Raw genomic sequence first — 22663 nt, 5'->3', positions numbered from 1 at the left:
CCCGCTCGACCTCCTGCCAGGAATGCCCGTGAACGATCACCCTTCCTCTCCCCGCCAGCCCGCTCCCGGCCAGTCAGCTCCTGATCAGGCCGCCTCGTCAGCCCGGAAGACTTCGCCGCAGGAAGCCTCGGCCACCGCGGCACGCAAGCCTGCCACGACGCCACCGAGCGCGATCGAGCCGGTCACGGCGCCCGGCGTAGTGCCGAGCGTGCCACTGGCACCACTGGCGGCATTGGAGGAGGCGCAGCTCGAGTGGGACGACACCGCGCCACAGGCCACCGATTACGGCGATGTGTACTTCTCGATCCACGATGGCCGCGCCGAGACCGTGCACGTCTTCCTCGACAGCAATCGTCTGAGCGAGCGTTTCCGTGACTGGCGGGAAGCGCGCACCTTCGTGATCGGCGAGACCGGCTTCGGCACCGGTCTCAACATCCTGTGCGCCGCCCAGCGCTTTCTGGCGACGGCGCCAGCCGAGGCGCGCCTGCATGTCATCTCGGTGGAAAAGCACCCGATGCGCGCCGCGGATCTCGAGCGGGCGCTGTCCGCCTGGCCGGACCTCGCCTCACTGGCAAAGCCGCTGGTCGCTCAATGGCCCGCTGCCGTTCTCGGCGTGCACCGCCTGTGGCTGGATGAGCGCATCACCCTGGACCTGCACTTCGGCGATGCGGTGGAGCGCCTGTCGCGCCTGGAAGGTGGCGTGGATGCCTGGTTCCTCGATGGCTTCTCGCCGTCGAAGAACCCGCAGATGTGGTCACCCGAGCTGTTCGCGGCCATGGCGGGTGTCTCGCGCCCCACGGCGACCTTCGCCACCTTCACCGCCGCGGGCTTCGTGCGGCGTGGCCTGCGCGCAGCAGGCTTCGTGTGGCGCAAGGTGCCCGGCCACGGCATGAAGCGCGAGATGATCTGCGGCGAGCTGGACGAACCGACCGCCGCCGCGCGCGCCGAACTGATGGGGCTTGATGCCTCACCCGCGTCCGGCCATGCCCCCATGAAAGAGCACGCGGTGCGTGGCGCCCTTCATCCGCTGCGTCGTGAGCAGCCCTGGACCCAGCCCTCGCAGCCCGCGCCGATCGCTCGCGAGACGCATGTCGCGGTACTCGGCGCCGGTATCGCTGGCACCAGCTGCGCCGAGGCGCTGGCGCGGCGCGGCGTGAAGGTCACGCTGATCGATGCCGAAGCCCCCGGCGCGCGCGCCTCCGGCAATCGCCAGGGCGCGCTATACGTCAAGCTGGCCGCCGAGACCAACCCCGCCAGTCGCTTCCAACTGGCCGCGCTGCAGTACAGCCGCCGCTGGCTGGCAAGCCTCGACCCCGAGCAGACCCTGTGGTCCGCCAGCGGCGTGCTGCAGCTGGCCACCAGCGAGCGTGAGCGCAAGCGCCAGCAACGCTTCCTCGACAACCACCCGCTGCCCGAGGCGCTGCTCACGCCGGTCAGCGCCAATGAGGCCAGCCGGATCGCCGGCAGCGAGATCGCCTTCGACGGCCTCTACTATCCGATCGCGGGCTGGGTGCGCCCCAGCGCACTCTGCCAGCATCTTGCCGCCACCCCGGGCATCCGCTTCCTGCAGGCGCGCATCGAGGCCATTCAGTCGCTGGGGGCCGAGGAAAGCGGGGCTACTGGCAACGGCGCGCCACGCTGGCAGCTGCAGACCAGCGACGGCACCAGCATTGAAGTCGATCAGCTGATCGTCGCGCTGGGGGAGCAGACTCACCTGCCCGAGCCGCTCGCGCACCTGCCGCTGCAGCCGATTCGCGGCCAGGTCAGCGAGATCACGGTAGCGCCGGAACACGCCGCGCACCTGCCCGCGCTCGACAGCGTGGTGTGCGCCGGTGGCTATGTCTCGCCCTATCAGCGCCACGCCGATGGCAGCGTGACCCTCAGCTTCGGCGCGACCTTCGCCCCACGCGATGAGGATGATGCAGTCCGCGAGGCGGATCACGCCGCCAATGTCGCTGAACTGCGCAGTGCCCTGCCCGCCTTCGTCGCCGCCTGGGAGCAGGCGCGTGGCGTCAGGCTGGAAGACGATGACTGGCAGGGACGTGTCGCCTGGCGCGCCGCCAGCCCGGACAAGAGCCCGCTGGCCGGCCCGGCACCGGACGCCGCGCAATGGCGTGAGGATTACGCCGCCATGGCCTTCGATGCGAAAAAGCGCGTGCCACAGTCGAGCGGCGCCCACCTGCCCGGCCTGTGGCTCTCCACCGCACACGGCTCACGCGGCTTCACCACCGCCCCGCTGTGCGCCGAACTGATCGCCTCGCAACTGTGCGGCGAGCCGCTGCCGCTGGAACGCGAACTGGCCGAGCACCTGCACCCGGGACGCCGCCTGATCCGCGATATCGTCCAGCGGCGTTGAGAGGTCGGTATCACTCAGGCCTGACGGCACTGTCTGGACAGGGCCTGACGGTCGATGACCTGATAGGTGAAGGATGGCCGGCCGATCTGACCGTAGTGGAAGGCCTCGCTGAGCATGCCGCAGGCCGCGAGATGGCGCAGGTACTTGCGGATGGTCACTCGCGACATGCCGGTGGCAGGCAGCAACGCCTCACTGGTGAAGCTGCCTTCCTCACGCGGCAACGCCTGGATGGCACTGGCCACCAGGGCTAGAGACGCCGCCGTCACGCCCTTGGGCAGGCGCCCCTCGGGCACCGCGCCCGCAGCGCCGCTGACCAGCCCTTGCACGCCGAAGAGCTGGTCCAGTTGTTGCTGGCTGACTTCACCCTCTAGGCTCTCCAGCTGCTGGCGCCCGCGACGCGCCAGTGCCAACGCCTGCTGAAAACGGGCGAAGCTGAAGGGTTTGACCAGGTAATCGCACACCCCGAGCGCATGTGCGCTGCGCACCGTGTCCGCCTCACTGGCGGCGGTGATCAGGATCACCTGGATATCGGGGGCGGCGTGGCGCCTCAGCCATCGCAACACTTCCAGCCCGCTGCGACTGCGCAGGTAGACATCCAGCAGCACCAGGTCCACCGCTTCCTGCGCCAGCACGTCGAGTGCCGTCGCGACATCCTCGCACTGGGCCACCAGGCGCATGCCGTCGATGCGACTGAGGTATTCGACATTGAGACGCATGACCATGGGGTCGTCTTCGACTATCAGTACACGCATGCGCTCTGGCTCCTTCGTTGTGCAAGTTCCGGCCGCTACGCCATCCCGTGATGCCCGGGCCACTATCAGGGCGCCGCGCCAGTCAGCAGTCGGCAAGGCAGGGTCAGCTCGACCAGGGTACCGCCGCCCGAGGGCGCATAGAGGTGCCATTCTCCCTCGCGCGCGGTCACGATCTCCTGCACCAGCGACAGGCCCAGCCCGCGGCCTTCTCCATGACTGCTCACCCCCGCCATGCGTGCCGTCTGCCTCAGCTCCGTCGGCATGCCGGGGCCGTTGTCCGCCACGCTGATCGACAACTGCGCCTCTGCCGACGGGTCCAGTGATTCCAGCATCAACCCCAGGGTCACAGACGGGGCGTGAGCGTCAGCGCCCACCTCCTCCAGCGCTTCGAAGGCATTGTCGAGCAGATTGCCGATCACGCTGACCAGATCATGACTCAAGCTACGCTCCAGCACCGGAAACTCGGCCTGAGCGCCCTCGTCCTGTGACATTCCCCACTCAGCGCAGCGGCCATGATGGCACTCGATCTCCAGCTCGACCGCCAGCGCGATGCCACGCTCGCGCGCCTCGCTGTGCTTGCCGATCAGAAGACCTGCCAGCAGAGGGTCCGCGATGCGCTCGGCGGCCGCGGCATCCGCCGGCAACTCCCGCTCCACCAGCAACGCCAGATAATCGCGCAGACCGGCGAGGTCCTGCATCTGTGTCAGGCCCGACAGCACATGCAGCCGGTTGCGGAACTCATGGCGCGCGGCGCGCAGTGACTCCGCCTGACGGCGGACGCCGGTCAGCTCCTCGGCGAGGCGCTGCATGCGATCGTGCTCGCGCAGTACCAGCACGCCGCCCATCAGCAGCTCGCCATCATGCACTCGCTGGCAACGCACCAGCAATCGCCGCCCGCGGTGGGTCACCTGGCGCAGGCGGGTCTCCTCCTGTTCGCTCACCGGCTGGCGCGCAACAAGGCACTCACGCATGCCGGTGTCTGGCAACCAGTCATCAAGGCGCTCTCCCAGCGTCGGCAAGGCCCCCAACAACTCGCGCGCCGCGGCATTTACCAGCGTGACCCGCCCCTCGGGGTCGACCACGATGATGCCCTCTTCCAGGCTGGCCAGCACCGCCTGATGCTCCTCCACCAGCCGCGCGATGGCCGCCGGCTCCAGTCCCTTGAGCTGCCTGCGCAGATAGCGCGCAAGTCCCAGTGCGCCCAGCGTGCCGAACAGCATCAACACACCCAGCCCGAGCAGCAGCTGGCGCTTCTCATCGGCCAGACGCCGCCCCAGGGAATCCAGCGTGATCCCGATGGCCACCGCACCGACGACGGCGCGCTCACCGCCCCTGGACGCATTCGCCATGACCGGAACGAAGCTGCGCAGGCTTTCGCCGAGCGTGCCGCGGGATTCGGAGAGGTAGGAGGCACCGGCAAGCGCACGCTGTTCGTCGCCACCCTGGAAGGGCTGCCCGATGCGTGCGGGGTCCGGGTGACTGAGCCGCAGGCCATCCGGGCGCATCACCACGATGAAGTCGACGGCATTCTCCCGACGCAGTCGCTCGATGCGTGCCGCCAGGCGGCTGTCCGCGACAGGAGGCGCAGCCTGCGGTGAGCTGGCCTCGCTCAGGGCAGAACGCACCTCGGGCAGACGCGCGATGCGCTGGGCAAGGGCGGCAATGCGCTGGCCCTGAATCTCGCGCTGGGTCCGCTCCAGCTGGGCACTGAAGAGCCAGGCCGCGACCAGCAGGCTGACGATCACCATGCCGGCGGCGAGCAATGAGGTCAGCGCGCTCAGCCCGGGTTGAGAATGCCGCAACACGCCGGACAAGCCATGTGCCCCCTTGGTGGCATGGCCATTCGGCCCCGCGCATGGGCGAGCGGCAGCCGGCGCTTTCATAAGTTTCAAAAGGCTTTCTTTAATTCGCAAAACTTGGCCCTCGGGAGCCACACCGTAAGCTCCCTGTGACGCGCATCCAGTGCGCGAACATGATGTCCCTTCCCCGTCCCAAACGATCCCGCGATGCCACGCCAACGCGTCCGGGCATGACAACAGGTCCTGCAACGACAGAGTGCAGGACAAGGAGCATGCATGACACATTCCTCGCAGACCGCCACGGCCACGCCTGCCGCAGAGTCCCCCTGGCAGAAGACGCGCATCTTCGGCATGTCGCTGCCGATCTTCGCCCTGTCCTTCCTGGTTCTTGTCGCCGCCATCGCCACCGACACCCTGCCTGCCGGCATGATCGGCGCGCTGCTGGTCATGATGATTCTCGGGGAGCTGCTGGGCTTTCTGGGCGACCGCCTGCCGATCATCAACAGCTATCTGGGTGGCGGCGCCATTCTCGCCATCTTCGGTGCCGCAGCGCTGGTCTACAGCGGCTGGCTGCCGCAGGAGGTCACGGCGAATGTCAGTGAGTTCATGAAGGCCGGTGGCTTTCTGAACTTCTACATCGCGGCGCTGATCACCGGCAGCATTCTCGGCATGGACTCCCGCGTGCTGGTCAAGGTCGGGGCCCGCTTCGCGCTGCCACTGCTGTGCTCGGTGCTGTTCGCGGCGCTCTTCGCGATGCTGGTCGGCTGGGTCATGGGCTTCTCGCCCAAGGATGCCGTCATGGTCATCGCCCTGCCCATCATGGGCGGCGGCATGGGCGCCGGCGCCGTGCCGATGAGCCAGATCTACGAGCAGCTGCTGGGGCAACCGGCCAGCTACTATATCTCGATCCTGGTGCCGGCACTGGCCCTGGGCAATGTCTTCGCCATCATCATTGCCGGGCTGCTCAACGGGCTTGGCAAGCGCTTCCCGTCACTGACCGGTGGCGGCCAGATGATGCCGGGCGTCAATGTCCGCGAAGAGAAGAGCACGCCTGACCTGTCCCAGCTGGGCATCGGCATGGTGATTGCCCTGAGCTTCTTCGTCGCCAGCCAGATTCTCGGCAAGGTCATTCCGCTGCACCCCTACGCGCTGATGATCATCGCGGTCGCCGTGCTCAAGTGCGCCAACCTGGTACCGGAGAACATCAATCAGGCCGCCGCCCAATGGTTCCGGTTCGTGGCAGGCAACTGGACCTTCGCGCTGCTGTTCGGCATCGGCGTGGCCTATACCGATCTGGGCCAGGTGATCGATGCCATCACCATCACCTACGTGGTGATCGTGTTCGGTGTCGTCGCGGGCGCCGCCTTCGGTGCGGGTCTGGTGGGCAAGCTGGTCGGCTTCTATCCCATCGAGTCGGCCATCACCGCTGGCCTGTGCATGGCCAACATGGGCGGCACGGGTGACGTCGCCGTGCTTTCGGCGGCCAATCGCATGCAGCTGATGCCCTTCGCGCAGATTTCCTCGCGCCTGGGCGGGGCCTTGATTCTGCTGATCTCGAGCCTGGTCGTGCCGATGTGGTTCGCATGATCCGGCGCAGCGCCAGACGCCACTAACCGCACCAACTGGTGCAACAACTGGCGCTTCATGAACGACAACGCCCCTGGCCTGTGCCAGGGGCGTTGTCGTTTCCAGCCCCGAGCTCAGGGGCAGGGTAAGGATCAGGGCATGCTCAACACAGCATGACCGCTGGCCGGGCTCAGTCGCCCTCTTCCTCGTCGTCCGCCAGCTGGCGACCGAAGGACTGCCATTGCTCCAGCGTCATCACCTCGGTGGATTCGGTGCCGATATCATGGACGATCAGCAGCTTGCCGCGTGACAGCTGGCCTTCCAGCTCCGCGACCCAACCGGCCATGCCTTCACCGACATCGGTGGTGTCATAGCCCTGGCGGGTGACGAAGGCTTCCAGCAGGGCGCGCCGTGTATCGGCGGGCAGCATGGTCTGCGGCACCTCGATGAAGCGGTCCCGCGGGTCCATCTGATCAAGTGGCATCTGGCTCATGGGTAGCTCCTGTCCATCATCAGGGTGGCGTGACGCCGCCTCCGGTGCATCGTTCAGCGTATCCGTACTCATGCATCCTCTCCCGCGCTGTCCTGCACATTGGCTTGCGCACTGTCTTGCGGATTGTCCTGCTGTGCATCAGCACCGGATTCCCATTCGGCCAGGCGCTTCACGAAGGTCTCTTCGTCCAGCACCGTGAGGCCCAGCTGCATGGCTTTCTCGAGCTTGCTACCCGCTGCCTCGCCGGCGACCACACCAGCGGTCTTCTTCGAGACACTGCCCGCCACCTTGGCGCCCAGCGCCTGCAGACGTGCCTTGCCTTCATCACGCGTCATGCTGTCGAGGCTGCCGGTCAGCACCCAGGTCTGGCCTGCCAGCGGCTGGGGGCGCTCACCGATCTCGACCTCTTCCCAGCTCAGACCACAGGCGAGCAACGCATCCAGCGTCTCGTTGTTGGTCGGCTGCTGGAAGAAGGTATGGATATGCGCGGCGACGATGGGGCCGACATCTTCCACTGCCTCCAGCGCGGCCTGATCCGCTGCACGCAACGCTTCAAGCGTGCCGAAGTGCGTGGCCAGATTCGCGGCGGTGGCTTCCCCGACTTCCCGAATGCCGAGGGCGTAGATGAAGCGCGCCAGGGTGGTGTTGCGGCTCTTGTCCAGCGAGGCGACCAGATTGGCGGCGGACTTCTCGCCCATGCGCGGCAGCTCGGCCAGGGTGGCAGCTTCCAGGTGGAACAGGTCCGCCGGCGTCTTGACCAGCTCACGTTCGATCAGCTGCTCGATCAGCTTCTCACCGAGGCCATCGACATCCAGCGCCTTGCGGCTGGAGAAGTGCTTGAGGGCTTCCTTGCGCTGCGCGGCGCAGATCAAACCACCCGCGCAGCGTGCCACCACCTCGCCTTCGAGGCGCTCGATCTCGGAGCCGCACACCGGGCAGCCGTCCGGCAGCACGATGGCTTCACGGCTGGCGCCTTCGCTGGCCACCCGCACCACCTGCGGGATGACATCGCCGGCGCGGCGGATGATGACGCTGTCACCGATCTGCACGCCGAGACGTTCCACCTCGTCCATGTTGTGCAGTGTGGCGTTGGAGACCACCACACCGGCGACCTGCACCGGTGCCAGCCGGGCGACCGGTGTCAGCGCGCCAGTGCGTCCGACCTGAAAATCGACGCCTTCCAGGGTGGTTTCCTGTTCCTGCGCCGGGTACTTGTAGGCGATGGCCCAGCGCGGGGCGCGCGCCACGAAGCCCAGTTCACGCTGCAGACGCAGTGCATCGAGCTTGATGACCGCGCCATCGATGTCGTGGTCGAGGCCATCACGCTGCTCGCCGAGGCGACGGGTGTAGTCGATGATGCCCTGGGCACCGCGCACCACCTCAAGCTGCGGGCTGGTGCGGAAGCCATAGTCGTTGAGCAGCGCCATCAGACCGGAATGATTCTGGCCGGCCTCGCTGGCGAGCAGCGCATCATCCACCCGCGCGACCTGATAGGCGCAGAATTCCAGCGGACGCGAAGCGGCGATATTGGAATCCAGCTGGCGCAGGCTACCGGCGGCGGCATTGCGCGGGTTGGCAAACACCTTGCCATCCTCGTCGCGGCCGCGCGCATTCAGCGCCTCGAAACCAGCGTGGCTCATGTAGACCTCGCCGCGCACTTCCAGCAGCTCCGGCAGATCATCACCCCGCAGCTTGAGCGGGATCGAGCGGATGGTGCGCAGATTGGTGGTGATACCTTCGCCGGTGCGGCCATCACCGCGCGTCACGCCCTGCACCAGCACGCCATTCTCGTAGATGAGCGACACGGCCAGGCCATCGAGCTTGGGCTCGCAGCAGAAGCTCAGCTCGTCACCCGCATCCTGAGCGTCTCCCAGCTCCAGCGTTTTCGCCGCGCGTTGCACGAAGGCACGCAGCTCATCGTCATCGAAGGCGTTGTTGAGCGACAGCATCGGCACCGCATGCTGCACTTCTTCAAAGCCGCTGGCCGGTGCGGCTCCGACACGCTGAGTGGGTGATTCCGAGCTGATCAGCTGGGGATATTCGGCTTCCAGCGCCTCGAGACGGCGCAGGCGCGTGTCGTAGTCGGCATCGGTCAGCGTCGGATCATCCAGCACGTAATAGCGGTGGCTGGCCTCGAGCAGCTCGCGATGCAGCTGCGCGACCTCCTCCATCACCTTGGCAGGTACGCCTTCCACCGCGGCCGGTGCAGCGGAGCGAGAAGCGCTCGAGGCGTTGGAATCATCGGCGGGCGCCGAAAACAGATCATCCTGGGCTGACATGACACTCACTCGAAACAGTGGCTCGCCAGCACTGCCAGAAGGCAGCGCTGAGCGACCTGAAAACGGGTGGCGCCCCCTCCGACCTGATGCACTTGCAAGGGCTTGCAAAGACTTGCAGGCAGAGGGGGCGCCTTGATGCTGCCATTGTACTCAATGTGATCGACAGGCCACACATTCAAGCACTTCGGGCGACTGGCAGGGGCTGGCAGGGGCCGTCAGAGGCTGCAAGAGGTCGACAGGACACGCAAACGCCAACGGCGACCCGAAGGTCGCCGTTGGCGTTCTGGCATGACTGCTCGACTCAGAGAATGGCTGGGAAGTCGATCAGTTGGCCTGGTAGCGATGCAGACGATTGCGACGCTCGAACTCGTGCACCTGCTGGCGCTTGAACTCGATGGTCTGGGCCGTCATCACGCTGTGGTTCTCATCTTTCAGCTCACCACCCAGACGACGCACCAGCAGCATGGCGATCTCGACCATGGTCTCGAAGGCGGCGGAGGTGTCATCCGCGCCCGGCAGCGGCATCAGGAAGGTGACGCCATCCAGCTGGCTGTCCACCATCTCGGCCGGCTTGAAGATGCCCGGCTTGACCACGTTGGCCATCGCGAACTGCAGCGGGCTGTCGTCGTCATCTTCCTCGTGGCGCAGGAACAGCCCCATCTCGGAATGACGCAGACCACAGGCCAGCGAGATGCCCAGCACGTCTTCACCGCTGAAGCCTTCATCGCCGCGCGCCATCACCGAGATGATGATGACTTCACTGGCATCGGCCAGGGTGTCACGTGCGAGCTGGTCATCAACCTGATTGCGTTCGGCACGCAGCACCAGCGGATGACGATCATCCTCGGGCGCTGTGGCATCGGCAGCAGGCGCGGCGGCCGCTTCCAGTGAAGGTTCCTGGCGCTGGGAAGCACTGTCGGCGACATCGGCCGGCTTGCCAGCGGAGGACGCCTCAGTCCTCGCATCCTGACCTTCCTCGATCTCGGCCATCGGCTCGAGATCATCGGCCTGGGTGGAGGAGACGCTGATGCTGTCGTCCTCGGCGGTGATCACCGGCTTCTCATGGAAGTCGTCTTCGCGCGCCGTCTCGGCCTCCTCACTGGAGGCACTGCCGAGCACGGGCTCACGATGCGCATCGTCGTGCTCATGCTCATCATCACGCCGTGCGCCCAGACTGGCCGTCACGTCGCGCATTGACTGGCTGGCACGTGCACCGAAGGCAGCCGCACGCTCGCCGAAGCCCTTGCGCTCCGGCGCTTCACGACGCTCCATGGGCTGCGCCGGACGACTCGGTTGAGTCACCCGCGAGGCCTTGATGCCGTGCGCATTGTCGAGCACGACATCTTCCTCGTCCTCGGCATGCGTCTCGGAATCGCCAACCACCCGGTAGCCGCCGTTCGGCAGCTCCCAGTTGTCACGTTCTTCCTCTTCTTCCACCGCGGGATTGCCCGCATCATCGGTGGAATCCTCTGTACCCGCTCGATCCAGTCGGGGTACTCGACGTTGACGTTGGAGCCTGCGCACACCATCAACGACGATGATTGCGACCAGCACCAACCCCAACAAGATGAGCCACTCTCTCAATTCCATGGGTCATTAGCCTGTTTGCTTGGGCACCATGCACGTGAACAGCATAGCGCGATTGCAGAAAAAGGGGACATTTTTTCGAATGTCAATCCTGTGGTGGTGACCTGCGCAATCGCCCTTCAATTATCCCTGACTGACACTATGACGCAAACTCGTAGTGCTTTCGATGTCTAGATGCAACACGATCTTGCCAACTAGGCCGCCAAGGCGGCCACTGGCTACCGCGCCGGAGGATGACCTTGCCCTCCTGAACGGCTTTTCCCTCACGCTTCGGCAAGCACGGCAGCTTCTTCTATCCCTACAGAGACAAGGCGCGAGACGCCGGGTTCCTGCATGGTGACACCCATCAGCCGATCTGCCGCTTCCATGGCGATCTTGTTATGGGTGATATAGATGAACTGTACGCTTTCCGACATCTCCTTCACCAGCCTCGCATAGCGTCCGACGTTGGCATCATCCAGCGGTGCATCCACCTCATCGAGCATGCAGAACGGGGCCGGATTGAGCTGGAAGATGGCGAAGACCAGCGCCAGTGCCGTCAGTGCCTTCTCGCCGCCTGACAGCAGGTGAATGGTGGAGTTTTTCTTGCCCGGTGGCCGCGCCATGATCGCGACTCCCGTCTCCAGCAAATCATCACCAGTCAGCGTCAACCATGCGGTTCCGCCCCCGAAGATCTTGGGGAAAAGCGCCTGGATTCCGGCATTGACCTTGTCGAAGGTGTCCTTGAAGCGCACCCGTGTTTCCTGGTCAATCTTGCGGATGGCGCGCTCGAGGGTCTCCAGCGCTTCGCTCAGCTCGGCATGCTGGGCTTCCAGATAGTTGCGACGCTCGGCCTGCTGGTCGTATTCCTCGATGGCCGCCAGGTTGATGGCCCCCAGCCGCTTGATGCGCTCGCCGATCTGCTCGAGGTTGTGGCTCCAGGCCGACTCGGTGGCATTGGGGTCCAGCTCGTCCTCGAGCTGCGTGATCGTTGCCTCGTCATAACCCAGTTCCACCAGTTGCTCGTCCTGCGCATCGCCCTTGAGGGTCAGCGCCTGCACCTGCATGCGGCCTTCCTCGAGGCGCTGACGAATCCCCTCGAGATTGCGCTCATGAGTCTGACGCGACTGTTCCGCCTGACGCATCTGTTCGACCAATTCATGAGTCTTGTCACGACAGGCGTTGAGCTTGGTTTCCTGATACAGACGCGTCTCGAGCAGCATCTCGAGCTTTTCGCGCTCTTCTTCCTGCGGCAATGAGGCTTCTTCGCGGCTGGCCTCGAGCATCTCGATGCGCTCGGCGAGCTTCTCGCGCTGCTCGACGGCTCGCATGCGCTGCCCCTGCATGCCGTCACGCTCGGTGGTCAGGCGCTGACGCTCCATGTCGAGACGGTTGACCTGCTCACGCGCGGGCGCCAGCTGGGCACGCAGCCCGGCCAGCGCCTCCTGATGTTCGCGCCGTGAACGCTCCAGCGACTCGCGCGACTGGGCGTTGTTCTCGACCGCCTCCAGTGCCTGCTGCCAGCGCTCACGCGCCTCCTCCAGCGTCAGGGCCTGAGTCTCGCGCGTTTCCGCCAGCTGCTCGAGCTCCTCATCCAGCTCACGGGCGCGACCATCGACATGCTCCAGGCGGCTGGCGATGCCGGCCTCCTTGAGACTGAGTTCACGCTGGCGCTCGCCCAGCTCACGCTCTTCGACGCGCAGATGCTCGAGCTGCTGCTCGGCGCCGGCAATCTGTTCGGCGGCTGCGGCCAGACGCGTCTCGATCTCCTCGAGACGCTCATCCAGTGACTCGAGCTCCAGCACCACCTGCTCGAGGCGCGCCCGCTGGGCGATGACGCTATCGGCACGTTCACCGGCCACCTGACGGCGGCTCCAGCCCTGCCCCAACCACAGACCATCCGGCGTCAGCACGCTCTCGTGCGCGGCCAGCGAATCACGCCTGGCCCAGGCGGCTGCCTGCGACTCGACACAGTGGATACTGGCCAGCCAACCGGCCAAGGCATCCGCGCCGCTCACCTGCGCCGCCAGGGTGCCAGCGGGGCGGGCAGCCGCGCTGGACGCCGGCGTGCCATCGACCAGCAACAGCTCGCCGCCGGGCAGCTCGTCCATCAGCGTGGCCAGCCGCGACGGCTCGCTCGCCGCCAAGCGCGCCTTGAGGAAGGGCCCCAGCACCCAGGCGCTGGCCGATTCCCAGCCCTCGGCGACCTCGAGCCCCTCGGCCAGCGCCGGGGTCTCGGCGAGCCCATGCTGCTCCAGATGGCTCGCCAGGCTGTCATCGTCGTCACGCAGCGCCGCGTCGATCAGTGCCTCAAGCGAGGCCTTCTCGCCCTGCAAGACGTTGCGACGCTGGCGCAGCTGATCGCGCTCACCATCCAGCGCCAGACGATCGGCCTGGGCCTGCTCACGGGCTTCACTGCCCTGCTCGCGGCGCGACTCCAGTGATTCACCGCTGAGCGACAATTCATCGAGCTGCTCGCGCAGCTCCTCGCGGGCTTCACGCAACTCGGCGACATCCGGCAGCTCCGCCAGCTGCTGGCGACGGCGCTCGCGCTGGCGCTCGGCGTCGGCGATGGCATTCTCGAGCTGCTGGATCTCGCTCTGGGCCCGCTCGGCGCCACGCTGGGATTCGTTGTCGGCCTGACTGAAGCGCTCCCACTCGCTCTGGCTGTCCTGGCGGCGCTCTTCGGCCTCCTCCAATGACAGCTCGAGCCCTTCGAGGGTCTCGCGGGCCAGCTCGAGTTCCGGGGCGATGTCTTCCAGGCGCGCATCGATCATCTCGAGGCGCTCGCCGTCCTCACCCTCGACGCGCTGGATGTCGCTCAGCTCACGCCTGGCCATCTCGAGGTCCGCCGCCAGCTGCTGCTCACGGGTGCGAGCGTGCTCGAGGCTCTGCTCGAGGCGCGCGATCTGGGCGCCGGTCTCATAGAAGGCGGCCTGATGGGTTTCCAGCTCACCGGCCAGCTCGTCGTGCTGATAGCGCTGCTCTTCCAGCTGGCTCTCGCACTGACGCTGACCGAGAATCTCGCGCTCGACGCCGGTTTCCAGCTCCGCGACGCGTGACTGCTGCTCGCGCTGCTGCGCACGCAGGCCCCGCCGACGCAGCACGGCCAGCTCGCCCTTGAGGCGGTATTCGTCCTGTTTGAGGGTCTGATAGCGCTTGGCGGCCTCGGCCTGACGCTTGAGGCGCTCGAGCTGCTTGTCGAGCTCCTCACGCAGGTCATCCAGGCGCTCCATGTTCTCCTGGGTGCGCTTCATGCGGTTCTCGGTCTCGCGGCGGCGCTCCTTGTACTTGGAGATGCCCGCGGCTTCCTCGAGGGTGCTGCGCAGGTCATCCGGGCGCGCCTCGATCAGCTGCGAGATCATGCCCTGACCGATGATGGAGTAGGAGCGCGGCCCGAGGCCGGTGCCGAGGAAGACGTCAGCGATATCACGCCGGCGACATTTCTGGCCATTGAGGAAGTAGCCGGACTGGCCATCGCGCGTCACCAGACGCTTGACCGCTATCTCGGCGTACTCGGACCAGGCGCCACCGAGGCTGCCATCGGCATTGTCGAAGGTCAGCTCGATGGAGGCCTGCCCCACCGGCTTGCGTCCGGTGGAGCCATTGAAGATGACGTCCGTCATCGACTCGCCACGCAGATTCTTGGCGCTGGACTCGCCCATCACCCAGCGCACAGCATCGATGACGTTCGATTTCCCGCAGCCGTTGGGGCCGAGAATCGCCGTCATGTTGCTGTCGAAGGGCACGGTGACCGGATCGACGAAGGATTTGAAGCCGACCAGCTTGATCGATTTGAGCCGCATTGCGCCTGGCGCGTCCTTGAGTCTGGAGAAAGAAGGTCTTTAGAAATAATTCTGGAGAAAGAAGCTCTGACGCAGGAAAACCTGAAATACCGCGGCGTCGCAGGCCTTTCGATAGGAGCCCGCACCGCCGCAAGGTAAACATGTCCTTACGACGAGACAGCCGGTCATCGAGGGTATTTTCGAAAAACCAGCGCGCAGTCTACCCAAAAGCGGCGATGGCCCCAACCGGCGCAATGACAAACGAAGCCGTCATCGCGCGGGCCAGGGGCCAATCGCGGCTTACTGAGTGATGCGGTGATCGATGCGCAGTGCCAGCGGCGCCTGTGATGCATCAGTGCCCTTCTCGTCATCGGCGTCAGCACTGCGCGTGACGATGACATTCTCGAGCTTGCCTTCGAGATCCCCCGGCTGGGCCGTCGGCTGCCCGGAAGCGGAGATGCGCGCCACGAGCGTGACGCGCTCGGCCATCGAGAGCCGCGCCATCGGGGCCATGGCGTTGTCGTCCGACAGAGTGAGCGTCAGCGGCAGCTTGTCCGCGGTGGTGCGCACCACTGCCAGCGGCGGCAGCTTGCCTTCGCCATCACGCGCCACGATGAACAGGGTCGCCGCTTCGGCACTGACCGGCAGCGCCGCCAGCTGCGCCTCGAGCGCCGGGTCCAGTGACACCTTGAGCGTCAGACGTGCAGCGCCCTCCTTGCTGTCCTGATCAGCCGCAGTGCTCTGATCCGCCGAGCCTTGATCTGGCGCGACCGAGTTGGCCAGGGCGACCGAGGCATCGACATCACCGGCACTGGCCATGCGCTGACGTGCGGCCTTGATGCCTTCGCGCAGTGCCTTGGCGGCATCGGGATTCTCGAAGCCGGCAATCGCCTTGCGCCAGTAATCGATGGCCTCGGGATAGCGGGCATGATCGAAGGCCTCGATCCCGAGCAGGCCGAGTACCGTCGGCTGACGCGGATCGGCCGCCAGCACTTCATCGACCAGCGTCTGGACCTCATCGGTCAGGGTGCGCTGGGCGGCGAAGAACTTGAGCTGCGCCAGCTGCGCGATCAGCGCAGGCACGCGGCCCTCGAGCGCGATCAACGCCTCGAGCGACTGCATGGCCTCATCGAGACGGCCGGCATCGCGGTAGAGCGGGAACAGCGCCATCCACACCTTGGCGTTGTCGGGCTGGGCCTCGGCCTCGGCACGCAGCCGGGCGATGCGTGCCTCGAAGCTGGCGGCATCATGGATCGGCGTGGCGGCAATCGCCTGCGCCAGCGCCAGGTCCCCGCTCGCGCCTTCGCGCTGATACCAGTAGAGCGAGCCCGCCACCATCGCCACCAGCAACACGGGCACCAGCACGCGGCCACTGCTGGCCGCCTTGAGCGGAGAGCGCTTGAGGGATTCGGCGTCTTCCAGCAGGCTGCGTTCCAGCTCGACCCGCCCTTCCGCCAGCGCCGTGTCATCCAGCTCGCCGCGCGCATGGCCGCGCTCCAGCGAGGCCAGTCGACGCCGATAGACACGCACGTTCTCGGCGCCGAGGCTGTCGTTGTCCTCGAACGCCTGCTGATCGGCATGCACGCGACGCGCCCGCCGCAACGGCAGCAACAGCAGCCAGCCGGCGGGAATCAACAGCACGGCAATCGCCAGCCATAACAGGATCATGAGCGCTCCTTGGCAGTGGGTTGCCCAGTGCCGGGCTGCTCATCGCTGGTCTGACGGTGCGTGGCAAGCAGTGCCGACAGGCGTGCCTGCTCATCATCATCCAGCGCACGCACACGTGCACGCCGCCGGGCACGCACGATCAGGGTCACGACCAGCAAGCCGAGCAGGATCAGGACAGCGGGACCGCCCCACAGTAGCCAGGTGCGCCCATCGAGGCGCGGGTTGTAGAGCACGTACTCGCCGAAGCGCGCGACCATGAAATTCTGGATCTCGCTGTCACTGCGGCCGTCCTTGAGCAGGTCCGCCACGTTCTGGCGCATGTCACCGGCGATGGGAGAGTCCGAGTCACCGATCGCCTGGTTCTGACACTTGGGGCAGCGCAGCGCGGCGGTCAGGCTGTCGTAGCGCTTCTGCAGCACCGGGTTGTCGAACTGATGCATCTCGATGGCGGCCTGCGCCTTGCCGGCAGACAGCCAGGCAAGAAACATCAGCACCACCAGCGCCTGCACCAGCGGGATGGCGAAACTCCTGAGCACGGATTTCATGAGCTGGCCTCCTCATCGGACATGCTGGCGGAATCAGTCGCAGGTTCTGCAATGCGCTCCAGCGTCGGCAGGATGACGTCGCGGACATCTTCAGGGCGGATGTAGCCGGTGTGGTGATAGCGGATCACGCCCTCGGCATCGACCAGGAAGGTTTCCGGTGCCCCATAGACGCCGAGATCAAAGCCCAGCGTGCCGTCGGGATCGAACAGATTGACGCTGAACGGGTTGCCGAATTCCTCCAGGAACTGACGGCCCTTGGCGCGGGTGTCCTTGTAGTCGACGCCGACCATATGCACGCCGCGGCTGGCGAGATCCAGCAGCTGCGGCATCTCGTGCTTGCAGGTCGGGCACCACTCGCCCCAGACGTTGACGAGGCTGACCTGCCCCTTGAGCAGCGAGGCATCGAGGCGCGACTGCGGATCACTCAAGGTGCTGAGCGAGAATTCGGGGAAGGGCCGCGACAGCAGCGCGGAGTCCCGTGCATAGGGGTCATCATCGAGGCGCTGGTAGAGGAAGGCACCCAGCCCCACCACGACCACCAGCGGCACGAACAGCACCAGACGACGAACATTCATGGGCGAGCCTCCTGCGTGGCGAGGGAGCGGGTGTCAGACGCCGTGCTGGCCTCGACACGGCGGCGATAACGGCGATCCAGCACGGCGATCACGCCGCCCGCCCCCATCAGCAGGGCGCCCAGCCACAGCCAGCGCACGAAGGGTTTGACCTGGATGCGTACCGCCCAGCTGTCGTCATCCAGCTTCTCGCCCATGGCGACGTAGAGGTCACGCGTGAAGCCGGCATCGAGCGCGGTCTCGGTCATCGGCATGCCGCTGGCCAGGAACAGACGCTTCTCGGGATGCAGTGTCGTCACCGCCTTGCCATCACGGCTGACCTCCACCGTGGCGCGGTCCGACAGGTAGTTGGGGCCGCGATATTCACCAAGTTCGGTCATGCGGAACTGATAGCCGCCCACGCTGACCTCCTTGCCCTGCACCATGCGCACGTTCTCGGCGACCTCGGTATTGGAGACCAGCGTCACGCCGACGATGGTCACCGCCAGCCCCAGATGCGCCAGCTGCATGCCCCAGTAGCTGGGCGTGAGGCGCTTGAGTCCCGCCCAGCGCCCCGCCTTCGAGGCGCTCTTGTCCCACAGGTCGCGCAGCAGCGACAGCACCACCCACAGCGCGATGACCAGCCCGAGCGCCACCGAGAAGCTCCACTCGATATCCAGCGTCAGCGGCAGCAGGCCGCCGATGACGAGTGCCGCGCTGCCGGCCAGCGCCAGACGACGCGTAAGCTCGCGCCCCGGCATCTGCTTCCAGCGCGAGGCCGGCCCGAGGCCCATGAAGGCGCACAGCAGCGTGGTCAACGGCACGAACAGCGCATTGAAGTACGGCGGGCCCACCGAGATCTTGCCCAGCCCCAGCGAATCCAGCACCAGCGGATAGAGGGTACCCAGCAGCACGGTGACCATCATCACCAGCAGCACGAGATTGTTGACCAGCAGGAAGGCATCCCGCGACAGCCAGTGAAAGCCCAGCGTCGAACGCACGCGCGGTGCACGCAGCGCGAACAGCAGCAGCGAGCCACCGACGGTAATGCCGAGCAGTACCAGAATGAACAGCCCGCGATCAGGGTCGCTGGCGAAGGCGTGTACCGAGGTCAGCACGCCGGAGCGCACCAGGAAGGTACCCAGCAGTGACAGCGAGAAGGCGAAGATCGACAGCAGCACCGTCCAGCTCTTGAAGGCGCCGCGCTTCTCGGTGACCGCCAGCGAATGGATCAGGGCGGTACCGGCCAGCCACGGCATCAAGGAGGCGTTCTCCACCGGGTCCCAGAACCACCAGCCGCCCCAGCCGAGCTCGTAGTAGGCCCACCAGCTGCCCAGCGCGATGCCGACGGTGAGGAAGGCCCAGGCGATGTTGGTCCAGGGGCGCGCCCAGCGTGCCCAGGCGGCATCGAGACGCCCGCCCATCAGTGCCGCCATCGCGAACGCGAACGCCACCGAGAAGCCCACGTAGCCCATGTAGAGCATCGGCGGATGGATGATCAGCCCGATGTCCTGCAGCAGCGGATTGAGGTCCGCGCCGTCAGCCGGCATGTCCGGCAGCAGGCGCGCGAAGGGGTTGGAGGTCAGCAGTACGAAAGCGAGGAAGCCGGTGGAGATCAGCCCCATGATGCCCAGCACCCGTGCCAGCATGTCGCGCGGCAGATGGCGTGCGCCCAGCGAGACGGCAAAGCCCCAGCCAGCCAGAATCAGGCTCCACAGCAGCACCGAGCCCTCATGGCTGCCCCATACGGCGCTGAACTTGAAGTACCACGGCAGCTGGCTGTTTGAGTTGTTGGCGATGTAGGCGACGCTGAAATCATCCAGCAGGAAGCTCGCGGTCAGGCAGGTATAGGCGATCAACACGAACAGGAACTGCCCCCAGGCCATCGGCTGGGCGAAGCTCATCCACAGCGGACGGCGCGTACTGGCCCCCGCCAGCGGTACGACCGCCTGCACACAGGCCAGACAGGCACCCAGAATCAGCGCGAAGTGGCCGATTTCCGGCAACAGTTGCGTCACCATCACGGGGTCTCCTGCGGATCGAGCGCGGCCTTGGCTGCGCTGCTGTCGCTGGTCAGGTTGCCCGTCCTGTTACCAGACACATCTCGTCCGGAGGCCTTGAGTGCATCGGTCACCTCCGGCGGCATGTACTTCTCGTCATGCTTGGCCAGCACCTCGCTGGTCTCGAGATGCTCACCATCGAAGGTGCCCATCACCACCACGCCCTGCCCTTCACGGAACAGGTCCGGCAGGATGCCCTGATAATGCACCGTCACGTCGTGATCGAAATCCGTGACGATGAAGATGGCATCCAGCGTCTCGTTGTCGCGCCTGACACTGCCATCACGCACCATGCCGCCCGCACGGATCTGCCGCCCCTGGGGCGCTTCGCCACTGGCGATCTGCGTCGGGGTATAGAAGGCGTTGATGTTGGCGCGTAGGGCATAGAGGGTCAGGCCCACCGCGAGGGCGGCCAGCAGCACGATGGCCGTGACGATATACAGGCGCTGCTTGCGTTTGGGAGTCATGGTCAGGGCTCGGTCAGGGCAAGGGACGGTCAAGCCTCTCGCGGTCAGCGGGACAACCGCCGCGGGAGGGAGAAAACAGGTTCAATCACGAGAGGTGTGGTGCGAAGCCTGATGTGACGAACGATGCGAAGCGCGGTGTGAAGCAGGGTGCGAAGAATGACGGGAAGCGTCACGGCGCAGGCGGCGACGGATATCCGCCTCCAGCGCGCGACGCGACAGCCGCGTGGCGATCACCAGCCCCACCAGACACGCCGCCGTCAGCCCCCAGGCCGACCACACATACAGCGCATGGCCGCCCATGGCGAAGAACTCGCTGATACTCGAGAAGGCGATGCCCGGCAGGTTCATGGCTTGTCCCCTTCTGTCGCGACTACCGCAGCGTCGGGGCGCGCATGCGAAGACGGACTCAGCCGATCACGCACCCACTGCTTGCGACTCTCGCGTCTCAGCACCTCGACCCGCGTGCGCATCAGCACCAGCGCGCCGAACAGGGCGTAGAAGCCGATCACCATCATCAGCAAGGGAATCCACATGCTGGCCGGCATCGGCGGCGCTTCGCTGAGCGTGAAGGTGGCCGGTTGATGCAGTGTGCTCCACCAGTCCACCGAATACTTGATGATCGGGATGTTGACCATGCCGACCAGCGCCAGGACCGAGGCCGCGCGCGAACCGCTGTCACGGCTGGCGAAGGAGCCACGCAGCACGATCACGCCCAGATACAGGAACAGCTGGATCAGCATCGAGGTCAGCCGGGCATCCCAGATCCACCAGGTGCCCCAGGTGGGAATGCCCCACACCGAGCCGGAAAACAGCGCCAGCGCCGTCATCAGGGCACCGACAGGCGCGGCGGCCGTGGCGACCATGTCCGCCAGCTTGATCTTCCACACCAGGAAGAGCAGCGCGCACACCGCCAGCAGCATGAAGCACGACTGGGCGAGAATCGCCGCCGGCACATGCACATAGATGATGCGGAAGCTGTTGCCCTGCTGGTAGTCGGCGGGCGCGAAGGCCAGCCCCCAGACACTGCCGGCCACCAGCGCGATGATGGCCAGGGCCCAGAGCCACGGCAGCCAGCGCTGGCTGGCCGCGAAGAAGGTCGCCGGTGCGCCCATGCGATGCAGCCACGGCCATAGCCCGCCCTTGCGGGGGCGAACCTTGCGGGCAGGCGCTTGAGGAGAGTCGGAGTCGGCGGTCACACGGGCCTCTTGTCAGGGGCAATGAAGAGCCTTGCGAATGCCCGAGAATGCTCGGGCAGCGTCATGCAGTTCTTGATCGGGCTAGCCATTGATGCTCAGCCTGAGTCCGGCGGCGATGGCGAGCGGTGCCAGCAGCAGGGCCAGCGCCAGCATCGCGCCCAGAATGGCCAGATGGGCCAGGCTGGGCATGCCATTGACGGCGCTCTGTACGGCGCCGGCACCGAAGATCAGCACCGGAATGTACAGCGGCAGAATGATCAGCGAGAGCAGCACCCCGCCGCGACGCAGCCCCACCGTGAGTGCCGCACCGATCGCACCGATCAATGACAGGCTCATGCTGCCCAGCGCCAGCGAGGCGATCAACACGCCAAAGGCGCCGCTCGGCAGCCCCAGCATCACGCCCAGCAAGGGTGCCATCAGCGCCAGCGGCAGGCCGGTCAGCAGCCAGTGGCCCACCACCTTGGCCAGCACCAGCAACGGCAATGGCTGCGGCGTCAGCAACAGTTGCTCGAGGCTGCCGTCCTCCAGATCCTGCCGGAACAGACCGTCCAGTGACAGCAGCGTCGCCAGCAATGCCGCCACCCACAGCAGGCCCGGCGCCAGCGTCGCCAGCAGCGCCTTGTCCGGGGAGATGCCCAACGGAAACAGCGTGATCACCAGGGCGAAGAACACCAGCGGATTGATCAGCTCACTGCGTCGGCGCAGCGCCTGACGCAGGTCGCGCGCGAGGGTCGCCTTGAAGGCCCCGGCCAGCGAACTGGTGGGCGGGGCCTCGGGCAATGCCGTCAGCAGCTCATGGTTCATGCCGAGGCGCCTTGTATCGAGGCTGTGTCTTTCCCGCCCACGCCCTGCTCTGAACCCTGTTTTAGCCCCTGTTCGGCCTTCTCCCCTTCCTTCGCGCCCAGGCACAGGCGGCGCAAGCGCGAGGCCGGTGAGAAGCGATGATGAGTCGTCATCACCACGCTGCCCCCACGCTGGGCGTGAGCCAGCAGTAATGCCTCCAGTGCCTGAACACCATCACGATCAATGGCGGTGAAGGGCTCATCGAGCACCCACAGCCGGCGTGGCGTCAGATGCAGCCGCGCCAGCGCGATACGTCGCTGCTGACCGGCGGACAGCTGCTGTGCAGGCACATCCTCGAAACCGGCCAGCCCCACGGCGTCCAGCGCCGCCCAGGCGAGCTCGCTGCGGGCCTCTGACTTTGCCTGCGGCTGACCGCCAAGCGCCTGATACCAGGCAAGGTTTTCCAATGCGGTCAGGGTGCCCTTGATGCCGGGCTGGTGCCCCAGATAGAGCAGTGAGCCCAGAAAGTCGTCACGCACCCGCGAGGTAGGCTGGCCGCGCCACAGCACCTCGCCCTCGTAGTCATGGAACTGACCGGACAGAATCTTGAGCAGGGTGGTCTTGCCACTGCCATTGGGGCCCTCGACCTGCAGGATCTCTCCCGCATGCAGCGAAAGATCCAGCCCCTCGAACAGCCAGCGCTCATCACGCTCACAGCCGAGCGCCACGACCGCCAACAGAGGCGGCGCGCTACAGACTTCATCGCTGGCAGGCAGGCTGGGCATCCCGGATTCTCG

Annotated in this window: 17 protein-coding genes; 2 read left to right on the top strand and 15 right to left on the bottom strand. The window is 66.0% G+C overall.

Features of this window, described 5'->3' with window-relative positions; translation table 11 throughout:
- The first annotated feature begins 28 nt into the window (after positions 1-28).
- On the top strand, positions 29-2356 hold the full coding sequence (mnmC, locus tag QD208_RS00850; protein ID WP_347881982.1) for a bifunctional tRNA (5-methylaminomethyl-2-thiouridine)(34)-methyltransferase MnmD/FAD-dependent 5-carboxymethylaminomethyl-2-thiouridine(34) oxidoreductase MnmC: 2328 nt from the start codon (positions 29-31) through the stop codon (positions 2354-2356).
- Between the two features lie 14 nt (positions 2357-2370).
- On the opposite strand, the gene QD208_RS00845 is transcribed toward mnmC, so the two are convergent.
- Together QD208_RS00845 and QD208_RS00840 are read right to left on the bottom strand one after the other, a co-directional pair.
- Positions 2371-3108 carry a response regulator gene (locus tag QD208_RS00845; RefSeq protein ID WP_175089931.1) on the bottom strand — a complete coding sequence of 246 codons (738 nt, stop codon included), beginning with the start codon at positions 3106-3108 and terminating at the stop codon, positions 2371-2373.
- Positions 3109-3173: 65 nt separating this feature from the next.
- Positions 3174-4991: a sensor histidine kinase gene (locus tag QD208_RS00840; protein ID WP_279835451.1), complete on the bottom strand. Its 1818-nt coding sequence runs from the start codon at positions 4989-4991 to the stop codon at positions 3174-3176.
- A gap of 192 nt (positions 4992-5183) precedes the next feature.
- Here QD208_RS00840 and QD208_RS00835 point away from each other — a divergent pair, with 192 nt between their 5' ends.
- Positions 5184-6494, top strand: coding sequence for a 2-hydroxycarboxylate transporter family protein (locus QD208_RS00835; protein ID WP_043333707.1), 1311 nt, complete (start codon positions 5184-5186; stop codon positions 6492-6494).
- A gap of 169 nt (positions 6495-6663) precedes the next feature.
- Here the strand turns inward: QD208_RS00835 and QD208_RS00830 are convergent, their stop codons facing one another.
- The 13 genes from QD208_RS00830 to ccmA form a co-directional block, all read right to left on the bottom strand.
- Complete coding sequence (locus QD208_RS00830; RefSeq protein ID WP_043333752.1) at positions 6664-6942, bottom strand: YheU family protein; 279 nt, start codon at positions 6940-6942, stop codon at positions 6664-6666.
- A 92-nt stretch (positions 6943-7034) separates the two neighbouring features.
- Complete coding sequence (ligA, locus tag QD208_RS00825) at positions 7035-9137, bottom strand: NAD-dependent DNA ligase LigA (RefSeq protein ID WP_279835450.1); 2103 nt, start codon at positions 9135-9137, stop codon at positions 7035-7037.
- 432 nt (positions 9138-9569) lie between these two features.
- Entirely contained in the window at positions 9570-10682 is a 1113-nt protein-coding gene (locus QD208_RS00820; RefSeq protein ID WP_279835283.1) for a cell division protein ZipA C-terminal FtsZ-binding domain-containing protein, read from the bottom strand.
- A 413-nt stretch (positions 10683-11095) separates the two neighbouring features.
- Positions 11096-14617: a chromosome segregation protein SMC gene (smc, locus tag QD208_RS00815; protein ID WP_279835282.1), complete on the bottom strand. Its 3522-nt coding sequence runs from the start codon at positions 14615-14617 to the stop codon at positions 11096-11098.
- Positions 14618-14896: 279 nt separating this feature from the next.
- A complete protein-coding gene (gene ccmI, locus QD208_RS00810) occupies positions 14897-16264 on the bottom strand; it encodes a c-type cytochrome biogenesis protein CcmI (RefSeq protein ID WP_279835281.1) in 1368 nt (455 codons plus the stop codon).
- Positions 16261-16752 (bottom strand): cytochrome c-type biogenesis protein CcmH, encoded by a 492-nt coding sequence (locus QD208_RS00805; protein WP_279835449.1) that lies wholly within the window; start codon positions 16750-16752, stop codon positions 16261-16263. Before QD208_RS00805 ends, ccmI begins: the two co-directional genes overlap by 4 nt.
- A gap of 53 nt (positions 16753-16805) precedes the next feature.
- On the bottom strand, positions 16806-17384 hold the full coding sequence (locus tag QD208_RS00800) for a DsbE family thiol:disulfide interchange protein (protein ID WP_279835280.1): 579 nt from the start codon (positions 17382-17384) through the stop codon (positions 16806-16808).
- Complete coding sequence (locus QD208_RS00795) at positions 17381-19381, bottom strand: heme lyase CcmF/NrfE family subunit (RefSeq protein ID WP_279835447.1); 2001 nt, start codon at positions 19379-19381, stop codon at positions 17381-17383. Before QD208_RS00795 ends, QD208_RS00800 begins: the two co-directional genes overlap by 4 nt.
- Entirely contained in the window at positions 19381-19887 is a 507-nt protein-coding gene (ccmE, locus tag QD208_RS00790) for a cytochrome c maturation protein CcmE (RefSeq protein WP_279835279.1), read from the bottom strand. Before ccmE ends, QD208_RS00795 begins: the two co-directional genes overlap by 1 nt.
- An 81-nt stretch (positions 19888-19968) precedes the next feature.
- The gene (gene ccmD / locus QD208_RS00785) at positions 19969-20235 is read right to left on the bottom strand and encodes a heme exporter protein CcmD (protein ID WP_279835278.1); all 267 of its coding nucleotides are present in this window, start codon (positions 20233-20235) and stop codon (positions 19969-19971) included.
- Positions 20232-20999: a heme ABC transporter permease gene (locus tag QD208_RS00780; protein ID WP_279835446.1), complete on the bottom strand. Its 768-nt coding sequence runs from the start codon at positions 20997-20999 to the stop codon at positions 20232-20234. The genes ccmD and QD208_RS00780 overlap by 4 nt, the downstream gene beginning before the upstream one ends.
- A 165-nt stretch (positions 21000-21164) precedes the next feature.
- Positions 21165-21887, bottom strand: coding sequence for a heme exporter protein CcmB (gene ccmB, locus QD208_RS00775; protein WP_279834294.1), 723 nt, complete (start codon positions 21885-21887; stop codon positions 21165-21167).
- Positions 21884-22651 carry a cytochrome c biogenesis heme-transporting ATPase CcmA gene (gene ccmA, locus QD208_RS00770; protein ID WP_279835277.1) on the bottom strand — a complete coding sequence of 256 codons (768 nt, stop codon included), beginning with the start codon at positions 22649-22651 and terminating at the stop codon, positions 21884-21886. The genes ccmB and ccmA overlap by 4 nt, the downstream gene beginning before the upstream one ends.
- Positions 22652-22663: the final 12 nt, after the last annotated feature.

It is taken from the genome of Cobetia sp. 29-18-1 (assembly GCF_029846405.1).
Lineage (GTDB): Bacteria > Pseudomonadota > Gammaproteobacteria > Pseudomonadales > Halomonadaceae > Cobetia > Cobetia amphilecti.
Note: the sequence above shows the minus strand (reverse complement) of the source record. Positions and strands in the feature narration are given on the sequence as shown.